This is a genomic window from Steroidobacter sp. (assembly GCF_036402275.1).
GTDB lineage: Bacteria > Pseudomonadota > Gammaproteobacteria > Steroidobacterales > Steroidobacteraceae > Steroidobacter.
Genome location: NZ_DASWTF010000002.1, coordinates 64,111 through 79,534 on the forward strand (window position 1 = coordinate 64,111; position 15,424 = coordinate 79,534).

The 15,424-nt window shown below is 62.3% G+C and carries 14 protein-coding genes; 10 read left to right on the forward strand and 4 right to left on the reverse strand.

From position 1 onward, the window contains the following. Positions 1-14: 14 nt before the first annotated feature. The 9 genes from urtE (at position 15) to VGD45_RS00465 (ending at position 8,222) form a co-directional block, all read left to right on the forward strand. Complete coding sequence (gene urtE / locus VGD45_RS00425; RefSeq protein WP_331153282.1) at positions 15-707, forward strand: urea ABC transporter ATP-binding subunit UrtE; 693 nt, start codon at positions 15-17, stop codon at positions 705-707. Next, positions 704-1,522 carry an urease accessory protein UreD gene (locus VGD45_RS00430; RefSeq protein WP_331153283.1) on the forward strand — a complete coding sequence of 273 codons (819 nt, stop codon included), beginning with the start codon at positions 704-706 and terminating at the stop codon, positions 1,520-1,522. Before urtE ends, VGD45_RS00430 begins: the two co-directional genes overlap by 4 nt. Positions 1,523-1,533: 11 nt before the next feature. Next, positions 1,534-1,836: an urease subunit gamma gene (gene ureA / locus VGD45_RS00435; protein ID WP_331153284.1), complete on the forward strand. Its 303-nt coding sequence runs from the start codon at positions 1,534-1,536 to the stop codon at positions 1,834-1,836. Between the two features lie 10 nt (positions 1,837-1,846). Then, positions 1,847-2,152, forward strand: coding sequence for an urease subunit beta (locus tag VGD45_RS00440; RefSeq protein ID WP_331153285.1), 306 nt, complete (start codon positions 1,847-1,849; stop codon positions 2,150-2,152). Further along, a complete protein-coding gene (gene ureC / locus VGD45_RS00445) occupies positions 2,149-3,852 on the forward strand; it encodes an urease subunit alpha (protein WP_331153286.1) in 1,704 nt (567 codons plus the stop codon). The genes VGD45_RS00440 and ureC overlap by 4 nt, the downstream gene beginning before the upstream one ends. Positions 3,853-3,861: 9 nt before the next feature. Next, positions 3,862-4,323, forward strand: a complete 462-nt coding sequence (gene ureE / locus VGD45_RS00450; protein ID WP_331153287.1) for an urease accessory protein UreE — start codon at positions 3,862-3,864, stop codon at positions 4,321-4,323. Then, entirely contained in the window at positions 4,277-4,972 is a 696-nt protein-coding gene (locus VGD45_RS00455; protein ID WP_331153288.1) for an urease accessory protein UreF, read from the forward strand. Before ureE ends, VGD45_RS00455 begins: the two co-directional genes overlap by 47 nt. A 235-nt stretch (positions 4,973-5,207) precedes the next feature. Next, a complete protein-coding gene (locus VGD45_RS00460) occupies positions 5,208-7,673 on the forward strand; it encodes a PQQ-dependent sugar dehydrogenase (RefSeq protein ID WP_331153289.1) in 2,466 nt (821 codons plus the stop codon). Positions 7,674-7,733: 60 nt separating this feature from the next. Further along, positions 7,734-8,222, forward strand: coding sequence for a DUF2231 domain-containing protein (locus VGD45_RS00465; protein WP_331153290.1), 489 nt, complete (start codon positions 7,734-7,736; stop codon positions 8,220-8,222). A gap of 56 nt (positions 8,223-8,278) precedes the next feature. Here VGD45_RS00465 and mrdA read toward each other — a convergent pair whose 3' ends face one another. Further along, positions 8,279-10,240: a penicillin-binding protein 2 gene (gene mrdA, locus VGD45_RS00470; protein WP_331153291.1), complete on the reverse strand. Its 1,962-nt coding sequence runs from the start codon at positions 10,238-10,240 to the stop codon at positions 8,279-8,281. A 123-nt stretch (positions 10,241-10,363) separates the two neighbouring features. Here mrdA and VGD45_RS00475 point away from each other — a divergent pair, with 123 nt between their 5' ends. Continuing rightward, positions 10,364-11,167 carry a cyclase family protein gene (locus tag VGD45_RS00475; protein ID WP_331153292.1) on the forward strand — a complete coding sequence of 268 codons (804 nt, stop codon included), beginning with the start codon at positions 10,364-10,366 and terminating at the stop codon, positions 11,165-11,167. Here the strand turns inward: VGD45_RS00475 and rtcA are convergent. The 3 genes from rtcA to VGD45_RS00490 all read right to left on the reverse strand — a co-directional run bounded on the left by rtcA (position 11,164) and on the right by VGD45_RS00490 (position 15,244). Continuing rightward, positions 11,164-12,174, reverse strand: a complete 1,011-nt coding sequence (gene rtcA / locus VGD45_RS00480) for an RNA 3'-terminal phosphate cyclase (RefSeq protein WP_331153293.1) — start codon at positions 12,172-12,174, stop codon at positions 11,164-11,166. The two genes, VGD45_RS00475 and rtcA, sit on opposite strands and share 4 nt — an antisense overlap. A gap of 2 nt (positions 12,175-12,176) precedes the next feature. Continuing rightward, positions 12,177-13,400 (reverse strand): RtcB family protein, encoded by a 1,224-nt coding sequence (locus tag VGD45_RS00485; RefSeq protein WP_331153294.1) that lies wholly within the window; start codon positions 13,398-13,400, stop codon positions 12,177-12,179. A gap of 290 nt (positions 13,401-13,690) precedes the next feature. After that, positions 13,691-15,244: a hypothetical protein gene (locus VGD45_RS00490; RefSeq protein ID WP_331153295.1), complete on the reverse strand. Its 1,554-nt coding sequence runs from the start codon at positions 15,242-15,244 to the stop codon at positions 13,691-13,693. Between the last annotated feature and the right edge of the window lie 180 nt (positions 15,245-15,424).

The window sequence follows — 15,424 nt, forward strand, 5'->3', positions numbered from 1 at the left end:
GAGAGACGTGAACGATGCTGGAAATCCGGCGCCTCAATCAGTTCTACGGCGGCAGTCACACCCTGTGGGATGTGGACATGACCATTGCCGCCGGCTCATGCACCTGTCTCATGGGCCGCAACGGCATGGGCAAGACCACTCTGCTCCGATGCATCATGGGATTGCTGCCGGCCACCGGCGAGCTGATGTACGACGGGCAGAACCTTGGCCGCCTCTCGGCCGACCGTCGCGCCGGGCTCGGCATCGGCTACGTACCGCAGGGGCGCGAAATCTTCTCTCAGCTCACGGTGGAAGAAAACCTGCGCATCGGGTTGTCGGCTCGCCGTAACAAACTGCGAGACATTCCCGAGCAGATCTTCGAACTCTTCCCTGTTCTGAAAAAGATGCTACGCCGACGCGGCGGCGACTTGTCTGGCGGTCAGCAGCAGCAACTCGCCATAGGCCGCGCGTTGGTGCTGGAACCGCGTCTGCTGATCCTCGACGAGCCCACCGAGGGCATCCAGCCGAACATCGTGCACGAGATCGGCGACATCATTCTGCGTCTCAACAAAGAGGCGAACCTCACGGTGCTGCTGGTGGAACAGAAATTGCCCTTCGCCCGTCGTGTGGCGAGCGAGTTCCGCATCCTCGACAAAGGCCGCGTCGTTGCAAGCGGCAACATTCCGCAGCTGACGGACGAGCTCGTGCGACAGCACCTGACTGTATGAGCGCGACAGTCGAGCACACTTCTGCACAGGGATGGCGAGCGCAGTTGCAACTGACGTTCGCCGGTCGCGCCGGGCGAACGTGCCTGACCGAGCGACAGCATCATGGCCCCTTGCTCGTGCAGCGGCCTTTTTATCCCGAAGGCAACGTCTGCCACGCTTACATCGTCCACCCGCCCGGAGGTGTCGTTGGCGGAGATGAGCTGACGTTGCAAGTCCACTTACGAGACGCCGCGCACGCCTTGCTGACGACGCCCGCGGCGGCCAAGTTCTATCGCAGCGATGGCCGCACGGCGCGGCAAGAACAAATCCTGCGTGCGAACGACTCCGCGCTGGAATGGCTGCCGCAGGAAAGCATCTTCTATCCCCAAGCCAAAGTTCGCAGCACCACCCGAATCGAACTCACGTCGGGCGCGAAGTTCATCGGCTGGGAGATCGCGTGCCTGGGCCTGCCCGCACGTAAGCAGCCGTTCGATGCGGGCGAACTGCACCTACATCTGGAGCTGTGGGCGGACCACGCGCCGCTGCTCATCGATCGGCTTCGCATCTGCCCGGAGGGCCGATGGGGGCTGGATGGCCACGAAGCAATCGGCACCATGCTCGCGTATCCAGCGACCCGCCCGATGGTCGATGCAGTTCGCGAGCTCGAACAAGCCGGCGTCGAAATGGGCGTGACGCTCGTCGATAAAGTCTTGGTCTGCCGCGCCCTCGCCGCGCAGGGCGAACCGATCAAGCGCGCCTTCATCGAGCGCTGGCAAACATTGCGACCGCAGTTGCTCGATCGCCCGGCAGTGCCGCCGCGGATCTGGGCGACCTGAGGAGAGCCGCTATGGAACTGACACCGAGAGAAAAAGACAAACTGCTGATCTTTACGGCTGCGCTGCTCGCCGAACGGCGCAAAGCGCGCGGCTTGAAGCTGAACTATCCCGAGGCGGTCGCGCTGATCTCGGCGGCCATCATGGAAGGCGCTCGTGACGGCAAAAGCGTGGCCGAGCTCATGAGCTACGGAGCCACCATCCTGACCCGCGAGGATGTGATGGACGGGATTCCGGAAATGATTCCCGACGTCCAGGTCGAGGCGACGTTTCCAGACGGCACCAAGCTCGTGACCGTGCATCAACCCATCGTCTGACGGAAGACCCATGATACCCGGTGAAATGTTTCCAGCCGCAGGCGAGCTCAAGCTCAACGAAGGCCGCGCCACGGTCAGAATCAAAGTCGCGAACACGGGCGACCGCCCGATCCAGGTCGGCTCGCACTATCACTTTTACGAAACCAACGCGGCGTTGCATTTCGATCGTGCAGCGACGCGCGGCTATCGTCTGAATATTGCCTCGGGCACCGCGGTCCGATTCGAACCCGGCCAGGAACGCGAAGTCGAACTGGTGGCTTACGCAGGCGATCGCGTCGTGTACGGCTTCAATCAAAAAGTAATGGGCCAGCTATGACTTCGATCAGCCGTGCCGCCTACGCCGAGATGTATGGACCCACGACGGGAGACCGAGTGCGACTGGGCGATACAGAGCTCATCGTCGAAGTCGAGCGCGACCATACGATCTATGGCGAGGAAGTGAAATTCGGCGGGGGCAAAGTCATCCGCGACGGCATGGGACAAAGCCAGCGCAACGCCGCCGACGTCGTCGACACCATCATCACCAATGCCCTGATCGTCGATCACTGGGGCATCGTCAAAGCCGATATCGGCATCAAGAATGGACGCATCGTTCGCATCGGCAAAGGCGGGAATCCAGATGTACAGCCCGGCGTGGATATCGTCATCGGCGCCGGGACCGAGGTGATCGCCGGCGAAGGCTTGATCGCGACACCGGGCGCCATCGATTCGCACATCCATTTCATCTGTCCGCAGCAGGTCGAAGAAGCCATGATGTCCGGCGTCACCACCATGATCGGTGGCGGCACGGGTCCCGCGACTGGCACGAATGCGACGACCTGCACCTCCGGCCCCTGGTACATCGAACGCATGTATCAGGCGGTCGAGTCGCTGCCCATCAATTTCGGTCTGCTCGGCAAAGGCAACGCCAGCTTGCCCCGGCCGCTCGAGGAACAGATCGAAGCGGGCGTGATAGGCTTGAAGCTGCACGAGGACTGGGGCACGACGCCGGCGGCAATCGACAATTGCCTCGCCGTGGCGGACCGTTATGACGTTCAAGTTGCGATCCACACCGACACGCTGAACGAGTCCGGCTTCGTCGAGGACACGCTGGCCGCATTCAAGGGCCGCGCCATTCACACCTATCACACCGAAGGCGCGGGCGGCGGCCATGCACCGGACATCATCAAAGCGTGCGGCGAAGCCAACGTGCTTCCCTCCTCCACGAATCCGACGCGCCCATACACGGTCAACACCATCGACGAACATCTGGACATGCTGATGGTGTGTCATCACCTGGATCCAGGCATCGCCGAAGACGTGGCCTTCGCGGAATCGCGAATTCGCCGCGAGACCATCGCGGCCGAAGACATCCTGCACGACCTGGGCGCATTCTCGATGATTTCCTCGGATTCGCAGGCGATGGGCCGCGTCGGCGAGGTCATCACACGGACCTGGCAAACCGCGCACAAAATGAAAGTGCAGCGGGGAGCCCTCTCGCCGGACACCGCGCAGAACGACAACTTCCGAGTTCGGCGTTATATCGCCAAGTACACGATCAATCCTGCGCTGACCCATGGCGTCGCGCATGAAGTCGGATCGATTGAAGCGGGCAAGCTCGCTGACATCGTGTTATGGCGTCAGGCCTTCTTTGGCGCGAAGCCCGCCATGATCATTAAAGGCGGCATGATCGTCGCGGCTCCCATGGGTGATCCGAATGCGTCTATTCCCACACCGCAGCCGGTCCACTACCGAGCGATGTTCGGAGCACTCGGCCGAGCGCGCACCTCTACCTCTGTAAGCTTTGTTTCCAAAGCCGCACTTGACAGCGGCATGGCGGAGCGCCTGAAGTTGGACAAGCGACTGGTGGCGGTCCGAGGAACGCGCACCGTGCGCAAGCGCGATCTCGTGCTGAACGATTATCAACCGAGAATCGACGTCGACTCGCAGACGTATGAAGTGCGCGCCGACGGTCAGTTACTGACGTGCGAGCCGGCCAAGGTGCTGCCGCTGGCGCAACGCTATTTCCTTTTCTGACGTGACGCCGTGCTGAATATCACTCGCAAGCTGCCCTCCTCCGGGACTCCCGCCGACGTAAAGCTCGTCCTTCCCTTCCAGCTGCGGAACAAGAGCCGCCTGCGCACCGCGCTGGACACAGGCGAAGAAGTGGGATTGATCCTCGAACGCGGCTCCGTGCTTCGCGACGGAGATCTGTTGCTCGCCGACGATGGCCGTATCGTCGCGGTCGTCGCGGAGCCCGAGACTGTCTCGACAGTGCGGGCGTCAGATCCTTTGGCTTTGTGTCGTGCGAGCTACCATCTGGGGAATCGGCATGTCGCCTTGCAGATCGGCGCGGGCTGGGTTCGTTATCAACACGATCACGTGCTCGACGAGATGGTCCGCGGTCTAGGCCTGAGCGTCACGGTCGAAGAAGCGCCGTTCGAGCCGGAAGCCGGCGCGTATGGCGGGCATTCTCATTCCACCCTCGCACCGCATGCACACGGATAGGCTGCGTCTGCTGCGACTCCTGCATCTGGCCAGTCCTGCGTTGCCGATCGGAGCGTTTCATTTTTCTCAAGGCCTGGAGTACGCGGTCGAAGCAGGCTGGGTAAGAAACGAAGCCGGCGCGCTCGCATGGATCGGCGGTGTGGCGCGGAACGCTATCGGCACACTCGATCTACCCGTGTTACTGCGCTTGCATCGCGCCTGCCGAAGCGGCGACGACGCAAGCCTGCAACGCTGGAGCCGATTTCTGCTCGCATCTCGCGAAACAGAAGAACTGCGCGCGGAAGACCGTCACATGGGCTCGGCGCTCGCTCGCATTCTCAGAGAGCTCGGCTCGTCCGAGCAGCGAGCGGAGCCAGGTTACGCGGAGATGTTCGCTATCGCCTCCGTCCGCTGGAACATCCCTGAAAACGAAGCTCTGCAGGCGTATGCATGGACATGGGCGGAAAATCAGGTCCTGGCCGCGGTAAAACTCGTACCGCTCGGGCAGAGTGCGGGTCAGCGCATCCTGCATTCTCTGATTCCGCTACTAGAAGAGCTCGCGACGCAGGCGCTCGACATTGGAGATGAAGATGTCGGCGCGTGCGCCCTCGTGCAGGGACTGGCAAGCGCGCGACATGAATCTCAGTACACGCGGCTATTCAGATCATGATCGCCGCCGCGTTACCTCTCTGTTGTCCGATCAACGCAATCCGGTTCAAACATAGCTAATAAAAAAATTTCTTGTCAGGGGTGTACAAACGCCGAAGCTCGCGAGTAGTCTGCGGCCCAGAGACGATGACGAATGGCGCATTCAGATGCCATCCATGGGGGAAACCGCAAGACCTTCCGCGGTAGTCAAACCGCCGAGTAGGTATTGTTTTGTTTCAATCCTCGCATTGCTCTGGGTGCTGTTTGCTGAGAGCACCTTCGCCGCGACTTTGCCGCCCGGCTTTCAAGAAGAGATCGTCATCTCCGGACTCACCGAGCCGACCGCGGTGCGCTTTGCATCGGACGGTCGTGTCTTCGTGGCCGAGAAGAGCGGCATCATCAAAGTCTTCGACAGCTTGTCGGATACCACGCCGACGGTGTTCGTGGATCTGCGGACGAAGGTTCATAACTTCTGGGACCGCGGCCTGCTCGACCTCGCGTTGGCGCCCAATTTCCCGAGCAACCCGTGGGTGTACGTCATCTACACTCATGACGCCGCGATCGGCGGCAATGCACCCCGATGGGGATCCGTGGGCGGCACCTCCGATGGATGTGAGATAGATGCTCTCGACGATGGTTGCGTGGTATCCGGACGCATCTCTCGGCTGGAGGCTTCCGGCAACGTCGCCATCGGCCTGGAACAAGTATTGATCGAAGACTGGTGCCAGCAGTATCCGAGCCATTCGATTGGGAGCCTCGCTTTCGGCGCCGATGGTGCGCTGTATGCGAGCGGTGGAGACGGCGCGAGCTTCAACTTCGTCGACTACGGGCAGGACGGCTCGCCGCTCAATCCTTGCGGCGACCCACCGGGAGGCGTAGGTGGAAACATGTCACCTCCCACCGCGGAAGGCGGAGCGCTGCGCAGTCAGGACGTGCGAACGACGAGCGACCCGACCTCGCTCGACGGCGCCATCATCCGGATCAATCCCACGACGGGCGCCGGCATGCCCGACAACCCGATGGCCTCCAGCAGCGATCTCAATGCCCGGCGCATCGTGGCTTACGGCTTGCGCAATCCGTTTCGCATCACCATTCGGCCCGGCACCAACGAAGTGTGGCTGGGCGATGTCGGCTGGAACGATTGGGAAGAGGTCAACCGCCTGATCAGCCCCTCGTCCGCTCCGGTCGAGAATTTCGGCTGGCCTTGTTACGAAGGCGACGGCATTCAGCGGGCTTACGACTCCGCGAACCTCAATCTCTGCGAGAGCTTGTATGCCGCGGGCAGCGGCGCAGTCGTCGCGCCGTACTTTCGATATCACCACAACGAGCTGGTGGTGCCTAACGACATCTGCCCGCTGGGCGGCTCGTCGGTGGCGGGTACCTCGTTCGCCTTCTCGACGGGCGGCTCCTATCCCGCCGAATATCGAGGCGCGTTGTTCTTCGCCGACTACACGCGGCGATGCATCTGGGCGGTTCCGCTGGGCACGAACGGACTGCCCGATATTTCCAGAAGGCGCACGTTCGCTGGCGGCGCCGCGCAACCGGTCCAGCTGCAAATCGGACCCAACGGCGATTTGTTCTATGTCGATCTGGGCGGCACGATCCGGCGCATTCGATATTTCAGCGCGAACCAGCCGCCGGTCGCGGTCGCATCCGCCAACCCAACCAGCGGCGCAGCTCCTTTGACTGTTTCTTTCAACGGCTCCGCGTCGAGCGATCCCGATGGCGACGTGCTGACCTACGCATGGGACCTCGACGGGGATGGCGCATTCGACGACGCTGCAGCCGCCACGGCGAGCTTCACTTATACCCAGCCAGGAACTTATATCGCCACGCTTCGCGTCACCGACACGTCTGGATCGACAGGCACATCGGCGGTGACCATCTCGGTGGGCAATACACCGCCGACGGCGATCATCGATACTCCGCTGGCGAGCACAACCTGGGCGGTGGGCGACAACATCACGTTCTCCGGCCGCGCCACCGATGCGCAGAGCGGCAACTTGCCCGCCTCGGCGCTCACCTGGAACGTCGTGCTGCTGCATTGTCCGTCCACGTGTCATGAACATCCGCTGCAGACTTTCTCCGGCGTCGCAAGCGGCAGCTTCCCGGGCCCCGATCACGAGTATCCGACTCGCCTCGAATTCCGCCTCACGGCCACCGATCCGGGCGGCTTGAGTCACACGACCAGCGTTCAGATCAATCCGCGAACCGTCGATTTGACGTTCCAATCGAGCCCGACCGGGCTGTCGCTCGCTGTGGGATCGACCAGTCAGGCGACGCCGTTTACGCGCACGGCGATTACTGGCTCGACGCTATCGATCAGCGCGACGTCGCCGCAGACGCTCAGCGGTACGCCGTACGAGTTCGTCAGCTGGTCGGATGGCGGCGCACAGACGCACAACATCACGGCGAGCGCTTCGGGATCGCGAGTCGCGACGTATCAGGTGCGAACCGGCGGGCCTGTCATTACCAACGTGGTGGCGCGGCCCGGTCCGAATCGCGTGACCATTACCTGGATCACGGATGTTCCTGCGCACAGCCAAGTGGACTACGGGCCGACCCCCTCCTACGGCAGTTCAATCGAGAACCGCGAGCTAGTCACCAATCATACGATCACCATCATTGGCCTTGCCCGCAAGACACAATATTACTTCCTGGTGCGGAGCCGCGATGCGGTGGGCAGCGAGTCGACCGCCGCGGGGAGTTTCAGGACCAAGTAGCGGAACTTCCCTGGCCACCTGACGTTGCCAGGGAAGGAACGGCAGGTCCTTGGAGGCTTTATGAGCACGCGCGTCACCGTTGCTGGCCATCCTATCCACCCCATGCTGGTCACCCTTCCGATCGGTCTGTGGGTGTTTTCTTTGATCTGCGATTTTGGCTACGTTTTCACTGGCGACGAGCGCTGGGCGACTACCGCGTATTTCACTCTGGGCGGCGGCATCGTCGGGGCGTTACTTGCAGCCTTACCGGGACTGATGGATTTGCTCGGCATCCACGAGGCACGAGCGCAGCGGGTGGCCAAATATCACATGGTGTTGAACCTCGCCATCGTGGTCGTGCAAGCGGCGAGCTTCTGGATACGGACCGAGGAAGGCCTCGCCGAAGTACTCCCGCGAGGGCTTTCAATCGTCGCGGTCGCGGCGCTGATCGTTTCTGGCTGGTTGGGCGGACATCTGGTTCACGTGCTTGGCGTCACACAACCCGAGCACGGTGCGGGAGTTTCCGCGCCACCCCCGACATCCGAAGACCGTCTGCATCCGCGTACCTGATCGCGACGAGATTGACGGCGCGCAGGCGATCGCCGCGATCTACATATATAAACCGGCTACTCCCGGTCCTCTGGAAGCTCGGCGGCGGGTTTCGCGGGTTTGCGCTTTGCCTCCTGCTCGGCCAGCTGAGTGGGCGTGAGCAGGTACGTATCCAGAATCCGTCGAGCGATGGGAGCGGCGAATCTCGAACCGCCGCCGGGTGCGTTCTCCACGATCAGAGCGAGAGCGATCTTCGGTGCTTCGACCGGGGCGAAAGCGACGAACAACGCATGATCGCGTAAATGTTCCTGCAGCTCTCCCGGCTTGCGCACCCGTTCATTGAGCGCCACGGTGAACACCTGAGCCGTGCCGCTCTTACCCGCCATTTTGTAGTACGGCATCGGCTGCAAGAAATAGAACGCCGAACCGCCCGGAGTATTCACGACGTCGATCATGCCGCCGATGGCCACGTCCCATGCAGCGGGATCGGCCGTCTTCGCCGGCGTCAAGGCAACCGGGGGAAGCTCACGAATTTGTCCTGTACGAACGTCGCGAATGGCTCTGACCATGCGCGGCTTGTAGCGCGCTCCGTGAGCCGACAACGTCGCGATGGCATGAGCAAGCTGCAGCGGGGTCATCAGCATCTGTCCCTGCCCGATGCCGACGCTGATCGTGTCGCCGGGAAACCAGACCTGCAGCTCCGGTCGCTTCTGAAAGGCCCGCTTCTTCCATTCGGTCGACGGCAGAATGCCGAGCCGCTCGCCCTGAATGTCGATGCCCGTGGCGCTACCCACGCCGAATTGAGACAGGAAGCCGGCCATCCGATCGATGCCCATCAACCGCGCGACGTCGAAGAAATACACGTCGCATGAGGTCGCAAGCGCTCTGCGCATATCGACCGTGCCATGGCCCTGCGGTTTCCAGTCGCGGCGTGCGCGTCCGTAGCCCGGCGCCGACCACATCCCTCTGCAATAGCGAGTGTCGTGTGGCGTGACGACGCCATACTCGAGTGCCGCAAGCGCGAGGATAGGTTTGACCGTCGAGCCCGGCGGGTAGACGCCTCGAAGCGCCCGGTCGTACATCGGCCGCTTCGGATCTTCCGTCAGCGCAAGATACTGTGCGCGCGTCAGGCCGCGCGCAAAAACGTTTGGATCGAACGCCGGCGTGCTCACGAACGCCAGCACGTCGCCATTGGTGGGATCGATGGCGACGGCCGCTGCACGCTGCCCCCGCAAAGCTTCTTCCGCCACCCGCTGCACGCGCAGATCGAGGGTTAGAAACAAGTCGTTGCCCGCGGTCGGCTGGCGTGTTTCCAGCGGCACGTCCTCCCGACCGATGCGCTCGACACGACGGCCTTGCGCGTTGACCAGCAACTGCTTGACGCCGGGATAGCCGTGCAATTCGCTTTCGTAGGCGCGCTCCACTCCACTCTTGCCGGTCAGCGTCGTGCCGGCGTAGCGGGCCATGTCGAGGCTCTTCTCGTCGTCCTCGCTGATCGCGGCGACATAGCCGATAGCGTGAACGCTGCTGCTGCCAAGAGGGTAGTAACGGGTCAGGCGCGGCACGACTTCGACGCCCGGGAAGTCGTGACGGCGGGCCGCGAAGCGCGCCAGTTCTTCTTCCGTCAGCTGCAGCTTGAGCGGCACGGAATCGAACGAACGACGGCTGCGAATATCCTTGCGGATCCGGGCCAGGTCGGTGCTATCGATCAGCTTGAGCGCCGCCAGCCGCTCCAGCGTCCCATCGAGGTCCGCGACGTCCTCCCGCGTGATCTCCAGCTGGAACGAGGGCGCATTGGTCGCGAGCGGCAGGCCGTTACGGTCGAGAATCAGGCCGCGATTCGCCGGAATGGGTTCGACCTTGATCCGGTTGCCTTGGGATTCCCCGACGTAATAGTCGTATCTCACGACCTGCAGCCAGACCAGGCGGGCGATGACGGCGCCCAGCGCGATCACCATCAGGACGGCGGCAAACAGGGCGCGCTGCTCGAACAGCTCCTGTTCAGCCCGATGATCCTTCAGGCGAATCGACTTAGACATTGATCCGTCCGCGGCGTCCGTGATGACCGAAGTCGCGGACTATGATAATTGTTTTTTATTGGAAGATCTCCGGGAGATCTCCGGGAAACGTTCGATTGGCAGCCCTAAATGAGGATCGCCGCCATGAGTACCCGACTGTGCGTTCGACTGATCTGGGCCGTCTGCCTCGCCTCGACTCACGCAGCGGCGTTCGATGTTACAAAGTATCGCCTGGTGGACCTCACTCATCCGTATGGGGAGGAAACGCTCTACTGGCCATCACGCCCGGCGGATAAGTTCGAGCTCCAGCAGCTCGCCCGTGGCGACACGCCCGGCGGTTACTTCTATTCAGCCAATCGTTTCTGCACCCCGGAGCATGGCGGCACGCATCTCGATGCGCCCATTCATTTTGCTCGCGGCAAGAAATCGGTGGAGCAGCTCGGCCTGGAACAACTCATCGCCCCCGCGGTACGGATCGATGTGCGCGAGCAGGCCAAAGAGAACAAGAGCTACCGGCTTCGTGTGCAGGACGTGCTCGGATTCGAGCAACGGCATGGAAAGATCCGCCCGGGAACCATCGTGCTGCTGCAGACCGGCTGGAGTCGTTACTGGCCCGACCGGAAACAGTATCTCGGTAGCGAGTCGCGCGAGGACGCCAGTGGGCTCGACTTCCCGAGCTACGGCGAGGAAGCGGCCCGACTGCTGGTCGAACAACGCGGCGTGAAAATGCTCGGCGTCGATACCGCTTCCATCGATTACGGTCGCTCGAAGGACTTCATCGTCCATCGAGTCGCGGCGGCGGTCGACGCCGCCGGACTCGAGAATCTAACGCGCCTCGAAGAACTGCCCGAAACCGGCTTCAACATCATCGCCCTGCCCATGAACATCCGGGGTGGCTCCGGCGGACCGGTGCGCGTCGTTGCGCTCGTCCCCCGAGCGGGAGATTAGCTCACGCGCACGACGAAGGCGCCGCCCGACTCGCTGACGAGCACGCGCTTGGGCATGAATGTTTCGATGATGGTGGCGTTCGATCTCAGGTGCTCGGTGACGACGCTGGTCGTGAACGATCCGCCCTGGCCCAGCGCCATCGGCAATAGCAACTGATCCGCCAAGTGTTCACCCACGGCAGCCTCGGAGCCCAAGTATCCGCGTGCTTCGTCGACCGCGCCGGACGCCACATCCTCCGAACGAACGCCGCGCTCACCGAAGCCGGTGAACACTTCAGTGACGTTCGCATGCTCCACAGTGATAGTCACGGCATTGCCCGGCCCCATGTCATTCGACAGGCCGCGAATAAACAGTTGATCCTGCGACCAGTGCAGGCGCTTGCCGATCACTTCCAGCTCACGCTGCCCGATATGGATCGGCAACGCCGCCACATACGCCTCCGCATAGGCGCCCACTTGCTCGCCACGCTCGGTCAACGTCAGCTCGGATAGAGCGGAGGGCGTGATCCGGGCGACGATCTCTCCCCCACCCCGGGGATAGAAACCATATCGGCGCAACTCCAGCTCCACCCGAGCGCCCATGCGAGCGACGAGCGGCAGGAAGGCCCGCTGCAAAAAGTCGAACGGCGGCGAGCCGCGGTTGTGAGTTCCACCCGTGATGCGAACGACGCTTTCCTCCGCCGCCGTCAGCAGCGGCGGCAGCACGGTCTGCAGGACGAGCGTCGAGCTGCCGGCCGTGCCGATCGCAAAAGAATAGCTGCCGCCTTTCAGCCTGCCCGGCTTGAAAGTCAGCTCACGGCTACCGATCTCGTCGCCGACGACCACGGCATCGCAAATCTCCGCCGCGGCTTTCACCGCGGTGAGATGTTGCCGTAACAGTCCCGGCTTATCGCGATTGGCGCGAATGTTCACGATCCGGAACGGCTGCTGGGTGCAAATGGCAAGCGAGAGCGACGAGCGCAAAATCTGCCCGCCGCCCTCGCCCTGCGAACCATCGATCTCGATCATCTTCATCCCTTTACGCACACGACCTGTTTCAAGGTATGGACCACTTCGACCAGGTCACGCTGTGCGTTCATGACCGCATCGATATCCTTATAAGCCGCCGGCGTCTCGTCGATCACATCCTTATCCTTTCGACACTCGACACCGGCCGTCGCCGCACGATGCTCTTCCACCGTGAAGCGCTTCCGGGCTTCGGTACGTGACATCTTCCGGCCGGCGCCGTGGCTGCAGCTATTGAAGCTGTCCTCGTTGCCGAGACCGCGGACGATGTACGAACGCGCTCCCATGCTGCCCGGAATGATGCCGAGCTCGCCCTTGCGGGCGCTCACGGCTCCCTTACGAGTCACGAGAATGTCCTTACCGAAGTGCCGTTCGCGGCTCACATAGTTGTGGTGACAGTTCACCGCCTCGATATGACTTTCGAACGGCTTCGGAATCATCCGACGCACGGCCGCGATCACATTCTGCATCATCACCTCGCGGTTGAGCCGCGCGAAGTTCTGCGCCCACTCCACCGCCTCGACATAGTCATCGAAGTGCTGCGTTCCCTCGGGAAAGTACGCCAGGTCCTGATCGGGCAGATTGATCATCCAATGCCGCATGTCCTCACGCGCCAGCTCGATGAAGTGCGAACCGATCGCGTTACCGACACCGCGCGAACCGCTATGGAGCATGAACCACACCGCCTGGTCTTCGTCGAGGCAGACCTCGACGAAATGATTGCCGGTGCCGAGCGTTCCGAGGTGCACACGGTTGTTGGTGTTCGCCAGATGCGGGTATTTGTCCGTGATTCGTTTGAAGCCTGCATCGAGCTTCGACCACGCGTCATCGACATTGTCGGGAGCACGATCGCCCCAAGAACCTTTGTCACGTTTACCCGGCGAACGTCCGTGCGGCACAGCTCGCTCGATGGCGGCACGCACACCGCTCAAGTTGTCCGGCAGATCGGACGCGCGCAGCGTCGTCTTGGCCGCGATCATTCCGCAGCCAATGTCGACACCCACAGCCGCGGGAATCACGGCCTGCAGCGTCGGAATCACGCTGCCAACCGTCGAACCCTTGCCGACGTGCACGTCCGGCATCACCGCGATGTGATGAAAGATGAAGGGCACGCGCGCCGTCTTCTGCAGCTGCGTCTTCGCTTCGTCCTCCACCGGCACGCCGCGCGTCCACATCTTCACGTGGGCGCCGCCCGGCACGTTCATGGTTTCGTGATTGTTCTCGCTCATGTCCTTCTCCACATTCATGTCGAAAGGGCCTCGGCCGCTTTCGACCCAAAAAACAGACGATCCCGGCGCCGACGACAAAAGGGGATGAAACCCGTGCTCTACCCCTGAGCTACCGCCCCATCGATGTTGGAGCGGACGGGACTCGAACCCGCGACCTCGTCGTTAAAAGCGATGTAGTTCCATCAGCATTCGTCGGCGCCGAAACCGGGTGCGACCGGGCCCAGAGTTGTCGGTGACTTTTTCGACCCAAGCGATGTAGTCACAGACGCATTCCCGGCCGCACCAAACCTTTAAATCAATACTTCCTCGATCTTGTCCACCCAGTGACCCGGCGCCAGCTGGCCCGCGGCAAACGCGTTCACCACGTTGAACACCTCATCCGAGAAGCCGCCGACGTTCAACACATCGCCGCGCTCGGCCGTCTGAGACGTTCCCAGCGGCTGGATGTCGATGCACACCAACTTCGCCTGGCCGTTACGGGCCTTGAAAGCGCCCCACTGCCGCATCATCTCCGTGGGGCCCGCCTTGCCGGCGTCGACCCACGACTGATTGTCCGAAACATAGATCACGAGGTCGGCCTTCTCCTGCCGCGCATTCAGCCACTTCAGCGGCGCGCTGCAGTTCGTTCCGCCCCCGCCGATCGATGCCAGCTTCTCGGCATTCGTCATCACCGAGTCACGCATGTTCAACGCGATCTCGCGGACGTTGTTCTCGAACGGCAGCACGAGCGCGTTCTTGTTCGTCCGCGCCACAGCCGCCGCAACCAGACCAGCGACATCGATACAACGGACCGTGCTCGTCGCGCCACGCCGCGTTCCCGTCACCGCGGAAGCCATCGAGCCCGACACGTCCGGGCATACCACTACCCGACCACCGAACGAACCGATGTTCGTCAACGCAATTTCCATCGCGTCCTGTAACGCGTCCCGCACTTCCGCCGGAATGTCCGGTCCGGTCGCGCGATACGCCGCCATCAACTGATACGGCAGCACCCGAGCCTTCTCGATGGCGACGCGATCCCGCAGCTTGTCCGCGACCACCTGCGCCATGCCCTCGATCTCGAACACTCCGTGACGGGCAAACGTGTTCAAGTTCATCCGCACCATATGCCAGTTGCCACGGCGCGCGACCATCGCCCACTCCTCCCGCTTCAATCCCAGGGCCGTCAGCATCTGGAACGGAACATCGGGAAAATCCTGGGAACGGTCGAACTTATACACGACGTACTCCTGCAGCTTCTGGGGCAGGGCTTCCACCGCGTACGGCTTACCCAGCAACCAGGCATAAAACGCTTCGCGCACCGGATCGTTCGGCTTCGGATGCACCATCCGCACGATATCGGCCAGCGACGGATCGCTTCCGACCGCGGCCTCGATCAAGCGCCGCTCGCCAGCCGAGCTCAACCACTTCTGCACCAGCGCCTTCGGCGCCGAGCCGAGCGACTTACGGCCCACCGCGCCGCTACGAACGATCTGCACGAAGTTACGAAGCATGCGGCCGTTGTCGACCACGCGATCGAACACGCGACGCAGAGAGTCCGGGCTCTTGATCGACAAGACCGCCAACAGCAGCGCCGGCATATCCTTCATCGACGCGTTTTCACGGGCATAGACCGCGGCCTTCGCAATGAACTCCGCATCGAGCTCCTTGCTCAGCTTCAGCACGGTCTCGAGTTGATCCGCACCGGCGGCATAAAACGTGTTGTTCAGGCAGCCGGTCACGGCGTACTGAGCCAGGAGATGCTTGGGCGAATAGCGGTACGCCGGTGCGCCCTCGCTGTTCGTGGCCGTCGCCGCCGGGGCGAACTCGCCGCGCGTTGCTTGGAAAAGCTGCTTGTTGGCCATGGTCGTTGCTCCTTTCTCTGATCTGTCCGTCGCGAGCCGCGGCGCCCCGATGGCGCCGCCCGTTCTGTGTGTGTTTGCTTGCTCGGGGATAGAGATTGCACTGGCTGTGCCATGCAGCATCCCGGCTGGCTGATTCTTCGTAAGTCACTGACGCAGCTATGCATTTACCTGGTCGGCAGC